We start from the raw sequence: 16443 nt of genomic DNA on the forward strand, positions 1-16443 counted from the left end.
CCGTTCCGAAGTCGCACCATCAAGGTCACCGCAGAAACCTAGGCCAAACCTGCGCCTCAGCGCGTTGGTCTGGTCACGAGAGACAAGTTGTGAGGAGACCGACTGGAGCAGCGATGGGAACCGGGGAATGAAATTCTCTGGGCGGCGGCTGAGATCCATTCGGCTCAGGCCACACTCCTCGTCAGCATACAGGACGCCTGCGCCAAAGATCATTGGGTTCGAGCTGGAGCGAGGAGCCCGAACATGAGAAGGCCGCCCGAGCGTCTCCTACTAAGCGCTGCACACATCTTGGGGGCTTGCCATAAGATAACGCTCCCTTCACCTTAGCCTGAAACAAGCGCTCGGGAGGCCATTTTGAAGCGGCTTCTGTATGGACTGCTGCTTATCGTTGTCCTGCTCAGTGGAAGCTACTGGTACTACTCCGCGTCTCTTTCCGGCACCCAAAGCAGGAGCATCACAATCGCGCAGGTCGCCGACTTCTTTCTGTATGCCCCACTCTACGTAGCTAAAGATGCTGGCTTCTTTGAACAGCAGGGCCTAACGGTTGAAATCACCAGCGCTGGCGGCGACGACAAAGTTTGGTCGGCTGTTGTTGGGGGCTCCGCCCAATTTGGCGTGGGAGATCCCACCTTCATCGCAATCTCCGACCAGCAGGGGCAGCCGGGACGTGTTGTCTCTTCAATCGTCAGTGGCGTGCCCTTCTGGGGCATCGCCCTGAGCACTAACATTCCCACGATCAGCAGGCCCGAGCAGTTACGCGGTTACACCGTAGCGACGTTTCCAGCGCCTTCCACTGCCTACACCTTGCAGGCGGACATGTTCCGCAGCGGACGACTGGAGCCCGCGATTCGCCAGGGTGCCTTCGGCGCGCTCCTGCCCATCCTGCGCGCCCGGCAAGCCGACATAGCGCTCGAGCTCGAGCCGAATGTGTCGACAGCGGTCCGCGAGCAGAATGCTCGCGTCGTCTACAGCCTTGCTAGCCAATACGGCGAGTTCGCCACAACAGGTCTTGTGACGACGCCGACCTTCATTAGGGACAATCCCAGTACGGTGAGGGACATCGTTTGCGCCCTCCAGAAGGCCCTCGACTACATTCATGCACGCCCAGACCAGACGCTACAAATCCTAGTCCGGCGCTTTCCCGACATTCCGTCGCAGGTGGCCCGGGACGCACTTACGCGGGTTCTCGAGGCGCGCATTATTCCCACGGTCGCCCCGATCAGCCCGAGCGCCTGGGAAAAAGCGCTCGAGCTCCGCCTGCGCGCCGGCGACTTGCGGGCGGCTGCCGCCATTGACCGCTACGTCGACAACACCTTCGCTGAACAGGCTGTCCGCGCCTGCAGACTTCAATGACCGAGCCAGTCGGCATGGCTCCCGCGCCGGTGGCGTACGAGGAGGTCGAACAGTGATGCGTGTACAAATAGCAATTATGGCAAACCATTTCCTTTATCTCCCTCTTTATTATGCTCATAGCAAAGGTTTCTTTGGGTACATCGACCCTGCCACGCATGACGTTGAGATAATACTTGCATCGCCGCGCTCTGACGCGGGCGCGCTTGCGATGCTGCTGTCCGACCAGCCCGGCGAGCAGGAAGTTCACTTCGCCGTGTGCGACGCTATGCTGATCTACCAGCGGCCGGAGGAGGACCGTGCAAGAATTGGCGTGTTAGCCAACCTGATCACGAATGCTGCAATCTGGGCGATCGATAAGGAGGCACCGCCAGCTACCTCTCTCGGTGAGCTCGCGCGATTCGAGCGCGTTATCTGTTACGAGGAGGGCACGACGACCTATGGGATCGCGCGACGCATCGTGGCCGGTGACACCGACCGGATCGTAAAGGTTGCCCCCGGGCAGGAGTTCATCGCACTAGCCCGATACCAGAATTCGATCGCGCTCTCGCCGGACATCATCACCGCCATCAATGCTGCCCGCTCTCCTGGGCGAATGCAGATTGTCCTGCCGCTTGCCTCAACTGCGGAATATCACGACGTTATGGTCACCGCACTTCTAGCACGCAGCGACTTTATCGGTCAGAATAAAGACTTCACGCATAATCTCCTACGTGCCCTGCAGCGAGCGCTCATTGCCGTTCGATTCGAACTTGATGACATCATCGATTTTGCGCGCGATCGGTTCAACGAGTCGCGGGAGGCGATCACCGCCGCCCTGGCGGCTGCCAATGCCGCACTAGTCTTCTCTGTCAACATTGCCGTGCAGAGGACTCAATGGGCATCAGCGAGTCGCGCCTCTATCGAATCGCGTCACCTTGAGTTTGATGAGAGTTTGTCTGAGCCGATCGCGCACGCCTACGACCAGCTCGTGACGCCATATAGCGTGTTTGCCTTAACGGCGATGAAGACGGAGATCGGCCGGCATTACGATATACGTTTGACGGGCGAGAGGCCGACGCGGGCGACTTTGAAACCAGGTCCCATCGCTCTCCTTTGTGCTTTCTGCGTAGCCCTTGGCGGGGTGCTCGGCGGTTTCCTCGGCATTGACATCATTCTTTTTTCGGCTTTTGTCCTCAGCTTGTTCGGTTTTTCGATGCATTTTAGGAAACGCAAGCGAATGGACCGACGAGCTATTGTGCTTGGCAGCTTCTACCTCTTGGGTCTCGTAGGAGCGGTTCTAGCTCATATGCGGGCGATACCGGAGCTGTGGGCGAGCGTCGCCGCCGGTCTCCTGCTCAGCGTCTTCATACAGGACATTTTGACGCAATTGGGTCAGGACACTTGAATGGCTTCCGAGACGACTGAGATCGACATCCTCTGCGATCGGGTTTCTCACACCTTCGATACCGCTTCAGCTCCGCTGTCCGTGCTACGTGATCTGAGCTTTGAGGTCAGGCGGGGCGAGTCCCTGGTAATTATCGGCCCCAGCGGGTGCGGGAAAACAACGTTGCTCCGCCTCCTCCTCGGCCTTGAACAACCCAGCTCCGGCCGGATTGAGCGGAACACACGGCGCGTTGACGAGGGGATCGCATTCATTCCTCAGTCGGCACAAATGTTGCCCTGGAGGACGGCACTACAGAACGCTGCGCTTGGGCTGGAGCTGCGGGGGGAACTCAACCGGGCGGCGGTTGACGGCGTGCTTGCAGAGTTCGATCGCTTCAATCTGCGCGGGTTCGAAGCTCACAGCTGGCACCACCTGTCCGGCGGCATGCGCCAAAAGGTAACACTGATTTCGGCGCTTGCGAGACGGCCGAGTATCCTGTTTTGCGACGAGCCCTTCTCCGCAATTGATTTTGTGTCCCGCCTGGGTCTGCTGACCGAGTTCAAGAGCCGATGCACCGGCCTCGGGCTGACCCTCATCATGGTTACGCACAACCTGGAGGAAGCGATCTTTCTGGCGGACCGAATCATCGTGCTGTCGCGCGGTCCGGCCGAGATTTTGGAGATATTTCCGGTCACGCTCGGAGAGGAGGGGGTCGACGCAGTGAAGTGCAGGAATGGCGATCACTTCAAAGACCTCTTTCACCGAATTTGGAAAAGGCTCGAATGAGATGCAGAGCGCCTCGGTGACGTACATAATTTCAGTGCTCGTCATCGCGGTCGGTTGGGAAGCGATAGGCCGCTTTGACCCGGGACTTGTCTTCTTCATTGGCTCGCCCTTTGCTGTCGTGCGCGAGCTTTATTTAATGATTGCTTTCGAGAACTTTATTTATCATTTTCTAATTACGGGCTTCGAAGCGCTTTCTGGGCTTATCCTGGGGACCCTCGGCGGATCGCTGCTCGGGCTGGCGTGCTGGTATGACAAGCGGGTGTCGGCGGTTCTCCGGCCGACGATCACCATGATCGGCTCCATGCCTGTGTTGGCATTCGCGCCGCTAATGATTGTCTGGTTCGGCGTTGGGCTTTGGCTCAAGATCGCGCTTGCCGCTATCACGACGTTCTTCATCTCCTTCACACAAGCCGTTAGAGGCGCTGACGCGGTCGCCAAAGACACACTCGATATTCTGAGGGCGATGCGGGCGACGGAACGGGAGGTGTTCGTCAAGGTCATCGTCCCCGGTTCCCTGGACGGGATCCTCAGCTCCATGCGGTTGAACACCAGTCTGTGCCTGCTGGGCGCATTTGTTGGTGAGTTCATCTCCTCGGACCAGGGTCTCGGCCACCTGATCCTGCGTGCCGGCAGTCTCTACAACACATCGCGGGCGATCGGCGCGGCGTTCGGCATAGCGGCTTTGGCGCTGCTCTTCGATTTCGCCGCGCGAGCGATTGAGCGTCGTCGTGAGGAGCTTGCCCGGCTCCTTAGCGTACCAGCGGCAACTTGGTCAGCACGACATTCCACGCGTCGCAGGCCACTAGAGCATTAGAAACTGTAACCTGCCGTATGTGGACTTCCCCCGTGGAGCTGGAGGGTTTGCTAACGAACCCAGGCACCCCAGGAGGGAAGGATGGCGGAGAGGCGAACCCGACGGAGCTTCACGAGGGAGTTCAAGGCGCAGGCGGTGAAGCGGCTGCTTGACGGCGGAAAGGGCTGTCGGGGGTGGCGACGGAGCTCGGTATCGGCACTGGGCAGCTCAGCCAGTGGCGCACCGAGCCTCTGGCGGCCGGCTCGGCTGAGGCACTGGCCGCCCGCAAGGCGGAGCAGGCGGAAGCGCAGCGACTGAAGCGCGAGGTGAAGCGGCTCGAAGAGGAGGTGGAAATCCTCTGCAAGGCGGCGGCTTTTTTCGCCAAGGGAGCTCAACCGCAAAGCGGATGAACGGGACGAAGTACGCGTTCGTGCCGGCCGAGCGGGCGAACCACGCCGTGGCCACACTGTGCCGGATGGTCGGTGCGAGCGTGAGCGGCTTCTACGCCTGGCTGCGCGCGATCCCCGCCGCCCAAAGCCGTGCCGAGGCAGGAAGCCGATCTACGCAGGCGGATCGGCCGCATCTGGGGTGCGGCACGGTTCGATGAGACAGCCGGCTGCGGTAGAGGTCACCGCAACCGGAGGTCAGACCGATGGACCAGAACCACAACGACAAGCCCGAGGGGGCGCCGGCGGGTGCCCAGAACACTGACGCCGGGGTCCCCTCGAGTGCGGCCGGGCCGGAGCGTCGCAACTCTGCCCGGCGCAAGCTGGCCGCGGTCACCCGGCTGCTGCGCGGTGAGCCGCTGGAGACCGTGGCCCGCGAGCTCAACGTCACCGTCGCCCGTCTGAGTGAATGGCGTGACCGTGCCCTGGTCGCGGCAGAGGCGGCGATGAAGGAGCGCGAGCGCTGCAGCCGCGACGAGGAGTTGCTCCGGCTTAAGGCCAAGCTCGGCGAGGTCACCATGGCCAACGAGCTGCTGGAGCAGAAAATTGCGGTCCTGGAGGGCGGCCGGCCTTTGGGCCGCCGGAGGTCGCGGCGGTGAGCCGGGCCATCTCTCCGGCCACGAGGCGCGCCTATGGCCTGGCCAAGGTCGCCCGGGTCTGGCGGCTCTTCCGTGCCACGGTCTACCGCCATCGCGTGGTACCCGACCCCGCGGCACCGGCCGGTCCGACACGCCGGGGCCCAGTCGGCACCTGCGCCGATGCCGTGTTACTCGAGCACATCCGCGCTCAGATCCCTGGCTCACGCCTGCATGGCGAGGGCTACCGCAAGATCTGGGCCCGGCTGCGCCATGCCGGCATCCGCACCTCGGCCCGGCGGGTCCAGCGTCTCATGGGCCAGCACGACCTGCTCGCGCCACACCGGATTGGCAGTCCCGAGCAGCGCGCCCATGACGGCACCATCACCACCACCTCGGTGGATGCCATGTGGGGCACTGACATGACCGAGACGGTGACCGTCAGAGAAGGCCGGGCCCAGGTGTTCGTGGCCGTCGACCACTGCTCCGGCGAGTGCGTCGGCAATCATGCCGCGCGCTCCGGCAACCGCTTCGAGGCGCTGGAGCCGGTGCGCCAGGGCGTGCTGCGCCACTTCGGTGCCATCAAAAAGGACATGGCCAGGGGGCTGTCCCTCCGCCACGACCACGGCTCCAACTACATGTCGGGCGACTTCCAGGACGAGATCGCCTTCCTCGGTATCGAGAGCTCGCCCTCTTTCGTCCGCCAGCCCGAGGGCAACGGCGTCGCCGAGCGCTTTATCCGCACCCTGAAGGAGAACTTCCTCTGGGTGCATACCTTCGACACCATCGAACAGCTGCGGTGCGGGCTGCAGGATTTCGTGGCCCACTACCACGCCACTTGGCTCGTCGCCCGGCACGGCTACCGCACCCCAAACCAAATCCGCGCCGAGCAACGCCGCTTTGCTCAATGCCCGCAGGCCGCTTTACCTTTGGCCGCCTGATTAACGCAGCCAACTGTCTCAGCATCCGGGCGCACTACACGGATCGGCCGCATCTTCGCCGCCCGCCGGCGGGTCTACGGCTCGCCTCGGGTTCATGCCGAACTGCGCCGGGAAGGGCTGCGGCATTCGCGCCGACGCGTTGAGCGGTTGATGCGCGAGATGAGGCTCTCGGCTCGCCGGGGCCGCCGCCGCACACCCCGCACCACGGACAGCCGCCACGAGCCGCCGATCGCACCCAACCTACTGGCACGGAACTTCACCGCGGAGAGGCCGGACCAGGTCTGGCTGGCCGACATCTCGTACATTCCAACCGGCGACGGCTTCCTGTATCCGGCTGCGATCAAAGACATGGCCACGCGTGAGATTGTCGGCTGGGCCATGGCCGACCACCTCAGGGCCGAGCTGTGCATCGGCGCCCTGGTCATGGCCATCCAGCGGCATCGCCCGCCACCTGGACTGGTCCACCACGGCGACCGCGGTGTGCAATACGCGTCCGAGCCCTACCGGGCGGTGCTGGAGCGGCACGGCATCACGCAATCCATGAGCCGCCGCGGCAACTACCTCAATAACGCGCCGATGGAGAGCTTCTTCGCTTCGCACAAAACTGAGCACGTCCACCAAGTCCGTTTCCGCACCCGTGAGGAGGCGTAGGCGGCGGTGTTCGAGTACATCGAAGTCTTCTACAACCGGCAGCGTTTGCGCTCGGGCGTCGGCTACCGCACCCCGGTCGAGGCGCGGGCCAGCATGGAAAGGATCACCATGCGCTCAGCCGCATGGCGCTCTGATCTCACCCCTCCACTCCGTGGGGGAAAGTCCATAGGGGTCGATCAGCAGAACTCTGGCTAAATGCCATCGCCATACGACTTCGGAGATAAACGCAATGCCTTCTCTTGACGAACTCACCGATCCCGCTGCTGTACGCCAAGCATTAGCGCAATTTGATGAGCTTGGGCGCGTCGAGTTCCTGCGTCGCCACGGCTTCCGGCCCGCCCGCCGGTTCTGGCTGATCGTCAACGGAAAGCGGTACGACTCAAAGGCAATTGCGGGTGTTGCTTGGGGCTTGCAGCATACTGGAGGAGCCGGTTGGCTTCGTGCCGAGGAATTCTCCGGCGGGGACGCGACTGTTCGAAGTAAACTGGAAGGGCTAGGCTTCTCCGTCGTTGAGGATCCAGCACAGGCCAGCGACGAAGCAGTCGACGGTGGTCACGATGCAACTGGCACGGTGCCTAGTGTTGCTCATCCAAAGACGTGGATATTCCAGGCAAACCCAAATGCATTCGACATTACACAGTATCTAGTGACACGACCGGCTTACCTGCTGTGGCTCGTGCGGCAGAAAGCTGCCGATATGGACATCGGTGATAGGGTTTTCTTCTGGCGAGCCATTGGCAGCGGGTCCAGAACCGACAGCGGCGTCATCGGCGAAGCCGAGATAATGGAACTACCCAGCGTCCAGCGAGACGACGCTGCCGCCGAATCCTTTTGGGTCAGAAAAAGCGGAACCCCTGACGCGATGCTGCCGCAAAACCGCGTCAAGCTGCGGCTCCTGCGTGTCGCAGATGGGACTGACTTGATTCAGCGCGATATCGCCGCAGCACACCCTGTGTTGGCCAAGATGCAGGTTTTGACCGGGCGTACCGGTACGAACTTCCTCCTGAAGCCGGATGAGGCAGACGCCTTGTCGGCACTATGGGCAAGCGCGAATACAGTACCCGTTTCGGCCGGTACGATGGCGGATGAAGTCGAGGCTGACGTCGCTGCAATCCGGTCCGATGCGACGATCCCTGAGACAACCCGACTGGCTCTCGTGCAGGCGCGCCGCGGCCAAGGGCAGTTCCGTGCAGGTCTGATGCGTCGTTGGAAAGGCGCGTGCGCCGTCACCGGGGTTTTGGCGCCGCAGGTACTTCGCGCGTCTCATATTCGCCCTTGGCGAGGAGCGACGAATGCTGACCGACTTGACCCAAGCAATGGTCTCTTGCTTGCTGCACATCTCGATGCGCTCTTCGACGCTGGCCTTATCTCATTCGAGGGTGACGGCACTATGCTGATATCCACCGACCTTCCAGCGACAGATCGCGCGCGGCTTGGGCTACCGTGCTCGTTGCGAGCAGATCTGACACCGGCGGAGCAACGCTTCCTGGCTCATCACCGAAGCACTTGGTTCGGACGCTGACGGGCTGCCAAAGCTAGTTGTGCGGATCAAGTTCAAAGGGAAAATTGTGCGATCTTTGCCTTGTGTTCATACTGCTTCGAACACTTGCATTAGCATGCCCTGGATTAGGTCATTAGCACAATTTTAGTGCCAGTTCGTGCGCCGCCGAGTGTCGTAAGGTTGTACAATGCGGCCTGGTGCCTGCACCTTGCCACAGCTTGTGCGCTGCTGCTCAGCACGGGAGCACCTTCCAACAATAATGAGGTCATTCTCCCACGGTCCGCATGCACGGCGAGCTTGCCACGGCGGACCCCGCCCTGCAGCGTTTGTATTCCCAATCCGGCAAGTCGAGCTGTCGAGTACAGTGTCTGCCCGCTAGTTTCAAATCCCATCGTCATCATTCATGAACTCTTGCAACGAGAATACACAAATGAGCGTTTTAGAATATTGGAAAGAGATATCGCTCCTCCTCTCCGCCGGTTTTGCCGTGGCGGCTATTTTTTGGGAGCCGAAAAACAAGATTTCAGGAAAAATTACGATCTGGGGACGCTGTTTGATGCTGCTCACCGTCGTCTTGGCGGCTTTGAGCATTGTCGGTCAGTTCAGAGAGAATAGTGAAACTACAGCCAGGAATGACCGAGTCCAACGGGAAATGCTTGTTGTGCTAAATCGAACAGAGCGCACCATCTTTGAGCTAGCAAGAGTATTGCAGCCGATCGAAAATCCCATCATCGATGTTGAATTCGAAATCGATTGTGCTTCCATTCGATACCGGGAATTCTGCAGGATAAAACAACATGATGTTGAGAAAGTCCTAAGCTTGGAGCGCAGGCATCATGGCGATGTTACGCCGGTGCAGCTCGGATGGGAGGATTACCCGGAGGGAAGAGCAGTAATTATCCCGCTGCATGCTTACTTCTTTAGGAAATCTGAAGATGCAGAAAATTTTATCCGGAGCGGTTGTTTTTTGTGCCCGAGATCGGGTGATTTAGATCTAAACCTGTCACCCGATAACTACTCACCGACAAAGTCCCTGTCGCTTCGCTTCGACGTGCGAAGCAGGCGCTTTCTCTTGGCTTCTTACAATAAAACCATTCGCGCAGAGCTAAATTCAAGGGAGATCATGTCGCTTGTCGATTTTCCGGGCACGACAATGATCATCGCTGAATCGAACGGTTACCTAAATGACTTGAAACCAACAATGATGTTGTTGAGGACACCGAGGGGGCAAAGCATCACCATACCGTCCTTCGAAACTAGAGTGGTGGGTAACCAAAGATTGTTCATCCATCGCTTTCCAACATAGCGTCACAACCCAGAAACTCATTGTGTGGCTGGGATGCCCCAAACTGGTACACCACAAAGGCCGAAGGCCGCTGCGACTAGCGCAACTGCATCCTACGCAGTGAAGACGAGATTTATCGCGGTGCCGGCTGCGGCTCGCCATGTCATTTAAGGCCTCTGTTTTAGCGCTGCGTCGATTAAGCAAAGGCTCACATTGCAGCGCTGCCCAAAGCAACCTCTGATCAGGTGAAATCACCTGATCAGAGTAATTTGCTTAATCAAACAACAGGTTAGAGCGCGTTCCGTGAGCCAAGTCGAACGGAATCCCCCCTAGCGTCGCGGGTCCGGCCGTCCGTCACGGCGTCCACGACACGGAGAGGCGCAAGTTAGCTGTCTGCTCGACCGCCGTGCGCGGCACGACAGCATGAAACAGACGCTGTTCATCAGGAGCCCGCGGGTTGCCTACGAAACGGCCAAGGAACTCGCCGTATGAGTAGTTACAGGTGGCAGGGGCGGGACCTGCGCTCTGCGAGCGCCGATCGGTGTTGCGGTCTGCGGCGCCGAAGATGTTCACAAACACCTCCTTGCCCTGACGGCGCTCTCCTTCGAAGTACAGCCGCTCCCAGTCACTCATGTGGGCGATCTGCCCCTGGAACACGGGCTGCATGCAACTGATCTGCAGCCTCGTGGACCCCGCCGCGACCAAACCTCCGGAGCCGTCGATTAGGTGGAGTTTCAAGAAGACTCCGCCGTTCGTGTTCGCTCCTGGGAAAAGGGACGTGACGTTCGGGCTGGCGAGGCGCCACCTGCCGTCGCCGAGCAGAAAAGCGTCCTTGTTCTCAATCTGCATGCCGGCGAGCAGTTCCCGCGAAGTGCCGACACCGCGACAAGATACAGTACTCTGCATCCCGAATTGGACACGGGCCGTCTCGAAGCGGGGGGCGCAGACTGCCAACGAAGCGTTGCGGCCCGGGACTCTGCCAGTCTCAAACTCCTCCGGAGCATCCCGCATCAGTGCGTGCCCGCGGGCGATGTAGTCGGGCTTGACCCGGAAGGTCACCGGAGCGGTGATCGTAGCGAAGTCCGGATTCGTTGAGAGCGCCGCAGTCTGCAGGCGCCCAAGCTGTACATCGACGTTCCTCGGCAGGTCTGCCAGATACTGCGCGAGAAGCTGCCGTGCGGACGCGTCGCGATCGGCTTGCGTGCTCAGCGCCGCCGCCACGCCAATCGGGTCGATGGGAATCAGAGGAAGGCGAGCTTCGCGCATCGCCTCGACAAGCCGGGTCACCACCACGTCCGCCCGAATTAGGACATTGATTTGGTCTTTGTCCTGCCACGTACCCAAGGTGGTCACACGCTCGACGAAGGCGTTCGGGCGTGCTCCCACCCGCTCCTCAAATGCGTCGCGGACCTGTGATCCCCGCACTCGCAACTCGGGACTGCGGCTAGACAAGAGGTAGACACCCGCTACCTGCTCAAGTGCCGCGCGGACAGCAGAAGCGCGAGCCTCCACTTCGGTAGAGCCTGATCCCTGCGCTTCAACGGTCCGCCGCTGCCCGGCTTCCTGGTGCTGCGGTCCACCGGTGTTATCAGCACCGCCGAGGGGCGGAACGGCTACCATCTGCGCAGAGGACACACCGCCGCTCAACAACAAGACGCAAAGCGTCCCGAACGCCAAGGTATGTCTACGGAGTAGCGCCTCCATGATTTCAAAAACCTCCGAGGGCATTACGAATATCGGTACGAGCTGGAAGTGCAGCAAAAGCTGGCGTGCCTCGCCACGTGGGCGATTGCACGCGGCGCTTCCCAATTGAATGGGACCAGTGAGAAGTCTCCTCGCAAAGCTTTCACATAGGGCCGCCAAATAGCTATTGCACTGCGCCGAAGGCGCCCAAACCACACCCTTGCATCAGTACGAGAAATATGAAAGAGCAACAACGAAATAGTTAACAAAACGTACTGGATACGCGGGGGCTACCAGCGGAGAATGGTTGGAAAGGTGGACAGTTAACCCCGCGCTCAAACTCCATCCAACGTGCTTGCGGGCTCCTCCTAAGCTTTATACGCCGTCAGGCCCAATGAGACTGCAGGGCTAGGTTGTAAAACATTGGAGTTCTTGTTCATCGTAACCGTCAAGCAGCGAAAATGGGCCAAAACACCTATCACTGGTGTGATCGCGGCCGTGGCGCCGTTGCTAGACAGTTCACCCGGAAGGCGCCCATCTATCTCTCCAGTCTGCAAAGGTGCGACGGCATGAGCCTGGTCAATGGCAGCGTCGCGGACAGCCTCTCGGAAGCCTTAACCCGAGGGAAGGCGGCTATGCCGCTAGGGGCCATGCTGCCTGGCCCAGCGGGGAAGCGTGAGCAGGCTCGCCTGCTCGGGGCTCGGCGCTACATGATCGACGACGAGGTCGCGCGCGCGGCCGGCGGCCTTGCCGTCAGCCACCCACAGGTCCTGGAGCGGTTGCTGCCGAGCATTCGCCTGCCCGCGCCGACGATCTGGCTCGAATGGAGCAACAGAGCCGCGGCGGAGGGGACGGGCTTCGCGCCGCCGCGCGAGGACGGCATCCTAGCCGTGAGTGACGGTCCACCAGTTATGATTGGCGCCTTCCTGTCCTCGGTCGCCGGTTCGCTAAGTCGCTTCACCGTTGACCTGATCGTGCGCGATGTCATGCGGGACTGGAGGAGCGAGATCACCTACGGCTTCGTGCCACTTCCCTTTGGCTTTGTTTGCGACACCGAAAGCCCTCTGCCGTCAGAAGCCTTCGCCGACGAGGTCGCGCTGGCGGACCGAATCTGCAACTCGCACACAGTCTTATCGAATAAGCTGCTCGGCCCCGCCATGATCGGCTCGCTGGCCGAGATGATCAGGGGTGATCCGGAATTCTTTGACGCTACCCGGGACGTGGGCGGCTATCAGGAGCACCGATTCCGCTACGACGCGGAGGGGCGACTGATACTTTCCGAAGCTGCGATGGAGCGCCTCAACATCACACGCGAGGAACTCGACGCTCGCTTTGCCGCAGCGCGCCGCGTCTGCGCGCATGCAAGTCACCGCTTCGCCTACTACGGGGGCGAGACTTGGCGCCAGATCCAGGGGCAGCGTGGCCCCGAGCGAGCGACATCCTCGCCAACATCGCCGAGTTCACCAACATGTACTCGAGCACCTTCGGCTTTCTTGTTGCCGTGCTCGCAATGATGGCGAACCCCGAGATCGTCGATGGCTCGGCTACGCAACGGGCGGGCAACCGCCGCTCTGTCGGCGCACGCAGTTTGCCGTATCTTGAGAGCCGGGTCCTGAAGTTGCGCCTGAGGCGGCGGGCCGCAGTCACCGCCGTCGTGCGGAGCGTCGTGCATCGCCAGCCGCCACGGCTACATGACGTCGACGGGTACTGGCGAACATCCCATCGGCGCGGCGATCCCGCCTGCGACCATGCCTGGCTCGCGGTCGGCCCAAATCGGCAGACTTGCTCTCTATGCGACGGTCTGCGCTGGTGGGTAACGGCCTACGAGCGCGGTGACGTCTCTCGTGGCAATGTCGAGGGCGACCGCCGCGTGACTCTCGAACAGCGAGCGCAGCGCGGCCGAGGCTGCGGGGGCAATGGCAGGTCGGCCCTGAGCAAAGAGGGCGCCAAGGGCAGCTACACCGTGTATCGCATCATGGAGGCGGGCTAGCTGCCGCCACACAGCATCGCCAAGCTCGCGGCCGGCCTTTCTCTTACAAGTCCTGTCGCTCCATCTGCCAAGCAGCTTTGCCGATGCGATGACTCACCAAGTCGACGCCAATAGCACTAGTGCCGACTTTCGGTAGAGCCACAAAGATCTCACACAGTCTATGAACGATAGTAGGTTGCAAATAAGCACATACCTACATGTTCGTGATCTCCATGGCTCCGCTGATGAGCAATGATCTTAGGACGGGAGTTAGATCGAGCAACGCTAGGTGATGCGATGCCCTCTTTAATCAGAAAGTCGCAAGTAGGCTCACGCCTGCTTGGTTTTGTGGTTCTTTTCAGCTCCCAGATTTGTTCTGGCCAGGCGTTTGCGAAGTCAAGCGTCGCTGTCTCCGTCCGGGTAGCAGTCATTGTAACTGAAGCCGCACCCGAAGATCCCATCCGAACGGTAGCGGTAAACAGTGAGCCTTTGTTCTGGGACAGCATACGAAACAGCCGTGACCCAGCCGATTTCCGGGCCTATTTAGAAAGATATCCTAACGGCGAGTTCGCGGCGCTAGCGAGAAACCGGCTTGCTCAGTTAACGCGTCCGACGGTTACTCCGTCTACGACGAGACCTACAGTAGCCCAGTCACCAAAGTCCGTGCCGAATGAGCCGAGTGCGCCCAGTGAACCGTCAACTGAGCCGCTGACGACAGAGCGTCTATTAGCGGCCCTGTCGTCCATGCAGCCGTCATCTGCACAGGCTGTTGTCACCCGCTATCTATCGGCGAACAAAAATAAGTTGCTAGCCTTTAATGCTGACCGTCCTGGAACGTGGCGTCGGGACAATTTTACGAATATGGCAGATTTAGAAACCACAACACTTGAGGGATGCCAACTCAACTACAATAGTCCGTGCTCAGTTTTAGCAGTCGATGACACCATTCGAGTGGCCCGACCCGGAGCAGGTTTACCGCGCAGAGATATGCCGCGCATTCATCACAACGGGTCATACGACCCTGAGTTAATCCCTATATTGACGGCGGCGCGGCGACGCGCTCCGGAGGTCACTACGTACCGGAACGAGCAAGGCTTCAAAGCTATGGCACTTCATGCTTGGGGCCGAGTGTTCGTTGCAGTTGACTCGTCAAGTCAGCGCGCAGCAGAAGATCAAGCTCTCCGTATGTGCAATGAAGATCCGGAGCGACAAGGCCGTGATGGGCGCTGCTTTTTGTACGCGATTGGCGACAAAGTCGTACTTCCCAACCGACTTACAGAGCCGCTAAGTTCACGTTAATTGAACTAGTCGGAATTAGCTCGAGGGCATGCGAACTTTTGTAGCTTCCCAACTGCGTTGGCCACCAAGCGCTACGCCGCCGGCGAAATCGACTTCGGCTTTGATGGGTACACCAGTAATACGATCAAGCCAAAGTGCTTCTCTGTGGCGCCAGTTTCCTCCGACTGTTTCTCTTGCATGCTCTATTTTTATCGCATCAAACGTCCCAGCTGGAACTTGCACCGATCCTGTATTTGCAATCCGCCAAGAAGCACGGATGGTGACGCTGACATGCGTGCGCGGATCGAATGTCGCATACTGGTAAATGATTTCCTTTCCTGGTGTAGCAGGAAACAAGCTTCCTATTTCTCGGCGGCCATTTCTGACAAGATCGGTGTCGGTAAACCAGTAGTTCAAAAATCTGCGACTATCGTTACCAGTCAAGCAAATGAGTGAGTCACTCGCGTCTTTGCCGCGGAATGTAATGCTACCGCCGCCGGAAAGCTCAACCACGGCTCCAGGCAGGGGGCAACGAAACTGCCATCCACTAGACTGTGTTGTTTGGCTTATCCCAAACGAAGTACCGATACAGCTGAGGCCAACGGCTAGAGTCGAAGCAAACAGAAGGTTTCGCATCCGCTCTTCCCTCGCTCGCAGATTGAAGGGGAATATGCCCCAAGCTTATTGGCATTTCAGCGCTCCCTGCATGGAATATCTAACGAAGGCTATTTCATCACCCATTCGTGTAAGTGTGTTACTCACGCCGGCCACAACTCCGCTCGCTCAAAGATGCTGGTGAACTGCTCCGGCTCGGTCATCGAGCGTCCGATCGCCATGATGAGCGCGACGGCCGCGTCGATCTTCTGCTCCGGCCGCGCCTTGGTCGGGTACAGGTTGCCCCGGCGATCGGGCTTGCCGACCACATTGCCGATGCACCACTCGAGTACCGGGTTGCCGTCATGCTGGAGGCGGCCGGAGCGCATGGCGGCGTCGAGCTCGATGATCGCCGGTGAGAAGTTGGCGGTGGTCGAGCGGAACTCGACCATCTCGATGTCCTGCGCCCGTAGCCGCTGCGCCAGCTGCGTCGACTGCCAAGGATCGTAGCCGACGCTGACGATCCGAAAGCGCCGGCTCAGCTCCAAGATGTCGTCCTCGATCGCTTGGAAGTCGGTTTCATTGCCCGGTGTCAGCACAAGGTGCTCCGCTGCCGCCCAGCCCGGGTAGGCGGCATTGCGCGCCTCCAGCACCGCCTCCTCGTTTAGGTAGCAGCGGGCGAAGGCGGCATAGGTCGTCTTGCCGGTGTCGCGGCAGGTCTGCGGGAACACCAGGGCCAGCGCCGCCAAGTCGGTGCGGCTGGCGAGGTCGAGGCCGAGATGGCACTCCTGCCCATCGAACTCCTCCAGCCGCAGGTCGGGGCTGTGGCATGCCTGCCAAGCGCGCATGGAGAACAGCGCCTCGTCGGCACCGGACCAGATGTTCAAGTGCCGCGTCCGAGCGGCGGTCTCCTGTGCCAGGTTGTTCCGGGCCTGCCGCATGATGGCGCGGATGGCGTCCGGCTGCACCGCTTGGCCCCAGCTCGGGTTCGCCTTGATCCAGGTCGCCTCGTCCCAGGGGTCGTCCTCGGGGTCGGCGGCATAGATCAACGTGAACAGCCGCTCGTCCTCCTGCGCACCCTCCAGCACCCGCACGCCATAGTCCCAGAGCTGCTTGCCGATACCGGTGGTGTTGCCGGTCGCGGTGCTGATGGACAACAGGAGTGGATGCCGCCGCTTGCCCATGGCCGTCAGCAGCACGTCATAGACCTCGGAGGTCTTGTGCG

General features: G+C 60.3%; 15 protein-coding genes and 1 pseudogene. 13 read left to right on the top strand and 3 right to left on the bottom strand.

The window, feature by feature from the left end; translation table 11 throughout:
* Window positions 1-354: 354 nt before the first annotated feature.
* The 11 genes and pseudogenes from AC5JJ6_RS01265 to AC5JJ6_RS01315 all read left to right on the top strand — a co-directional run bounded on the left by AC5JJ6_RS01265 (window position 355) and on the right by AC5JJ6_RS01315 (window position 9715).
* Window positions 355-1353: an ABC transporter substrate-binding protein gene (locus AC5JJ6_RS01265; protein ID WP_496040299.1), complete on the top strand. Its 999-nt coding sequence runs from the start codon at window positions 355-357 to the stop codon at window positions 1351-1353.
* Window positions 1354-1408: 55 nt separating this feature from the next.
* Window positions 1409-2737 (top strand): substrate-binding domain-containing protein, encoded by a 1329-nt coding sequence (locus tag AC5JJ6_RS01270; protein WP_496040300.1) that lies wholly within the window; start codon window positions 1409-1411, stop codon window positions 2735-2737.
* Window positions 2738-3502, top strand: a complete 765-nt coding sequence (locus tag AC5JJ6_RS01275; protein ID WP_496040301.1) for an ABC transporter ATP-binding protein — start codon at window positions 2738-2740, stop codon at window positions 3500-3502.
* Window positions 3450-4316 carry an ABC transporter permease gene (locus tag AC5JJ6_RS01280; RefSeq protein ID WP_496040302.1) on the top strand — a complete coding sequence of 289 codons (867 nt, stop codon included), beginning with the start codon at window positions 3450-3452 and terminating at the stop codon, window positions 4314-4316. The genes AC5JJ6_RS01275 and AC5JJ6_RS01280 overlap by 53 nt, the downstream gene beginning before the upstream one ends.
* Before the next feature lie 173 nt (window positions 4317-4489).
* Entirely contained in the window at window positions 4490-4705 is a 216-nt protein-coding gene (locus AC5JJ6_RS01285) for a hypothetical protein (RefSeq protein ID WP_496040303.1), read from the top strand.
* Window positions 4702-4902, top strand: coding sequence for a hypothetical protein (locus tag AC5JJ6_RS01290; protein WP_496040304.1), 201 nt, complete (start codon window positions 4702-4704; stop codon window positions 4900-4902). Before AC5JJ6_RS01285 ends, AC5JJ6_RS01290 begins: the two co-directional genes overlap by 4 nt.
* 45 nt (window positions 4903-4947) lie before the next feature.
* Window positions 4948-6257 (top strand): annotated as a pseudogene (locus tag AC5JJ6_RS01295) (IS3 family transposase).
* 42 nt (window positions 6258-6299) lie between these two features.
* Entirely contained in the window at window positions 6300-6908 is a 609-nt protein-coding gene (locus AC5JJ6_RS01300) for an IS3 family transposase (RefSeq protein WP_496040313.1), read from the top strand.
* Between the two features lie 6 nt (window positions 6909-6914).
* Window positions 6915-7103, top strand: a complete 189-nt coding sequence (locus tag AC5JJ6_RS01305; protein ID WP_496040305.1) for a hypothetical protein — start codon at window positions 6915-6917, stop codon at window positions 7101-7103.
* 34 nt (window positions 7104-7137) lie between these two features.
* Complete coding sequence (locus tag AC5JJ6_RS01310; protein WP_496040306.1) at window positions 7138-8430, top strand: ScoMcrA-related endonuclease; 1293 nt, start codon at window positions 7138-7140, stop codon at window positions 8428-8430.
* A gap of 409 nt (window positions 8431-8839) precedes the next feature.
* On the top strand, window positions 8840-9715 hold the full coding sequence (locus AC5JJ6_RS01315) for a hypothetical protein (protein WP_496040307.1): 876 nt from the start codon (window positions 8840-8842) through the stop codon (window positions 9713-9715).
* Window positions 9716-10048: 333 nt separating this feature from the next.
* On the opposite strand, the gene AC5JJ6_RS01320 is transcribed toward AC5JJ6_RS01315, so the two are convergent.
* A complete protein-coding gene (locus tag AC5JJ6_RS01320; RefSeq protein ID WP_496040308.1) occupies window positions 10049-11422 on the bottom strand; it encodes a hypothetical protein in 1374 nt (457 codons plus the stop codon).
* Between the two features lie 524 nt (window positions 11423-11946).
* On the opposite strand from AC5JJ6_RS01320, the gene AC5JJ6_RS01325 reads away from it, so the two are divergent.
* Entirely contained in the window at window positions 11947-12891 is a 945-nt protein-coding gene (locus tag AC5JJ6_RS01325) for a hypothetical protein (protein ID WP_496040309.1), read from the top strand.
* Window positions 12846-13367 carry a hypothetical protein gene (locus AC5JJ6_RS01330; RefSeq protein ID WP_496040310.1) on the top strand — a complete coding sequence of 174 codons (522 nt, stop codon included), beginning with the start codon at window positions 12846-12848 and terminating at the stop codon, window positions 13365-13367. The genes AC5JJ6_RS01325 and AC5JJ6_RS01330 overlap by 46 nt, the downstream gene beginning before the upstream one ends.
* 1293 nt (window positions 13368-14660) lie before the next feature.
* Here the strand turns inward: AC5JJ6_RS01330 and AC5JJ6_RS01335 are convergent.
* Window positions 14661-15137, bottom strand: a complete 477-nt coding sequence (locus tag AC5JJ6_RS01335; RefSeq protein ID WP_496040311.1) for a hypothetical protein — start codon at window positions 15135-15137, stop codon at window positions 14661-14663.
* Window positions 15138-15382: 245 nt separating this feature from the next.
* Window positions 15383-16443, bottom strand: a 1061-nt coding sequence (locus AC5JJ6_RS01340; protein ID WP_496040312.1) for a terminase TerL endonuclease subunit, incomplete at its 5' end; no start/stop codon positions are given.

The sequence above is a fragment of the Skermanella sp. genome, assembly GCF_059503625.1.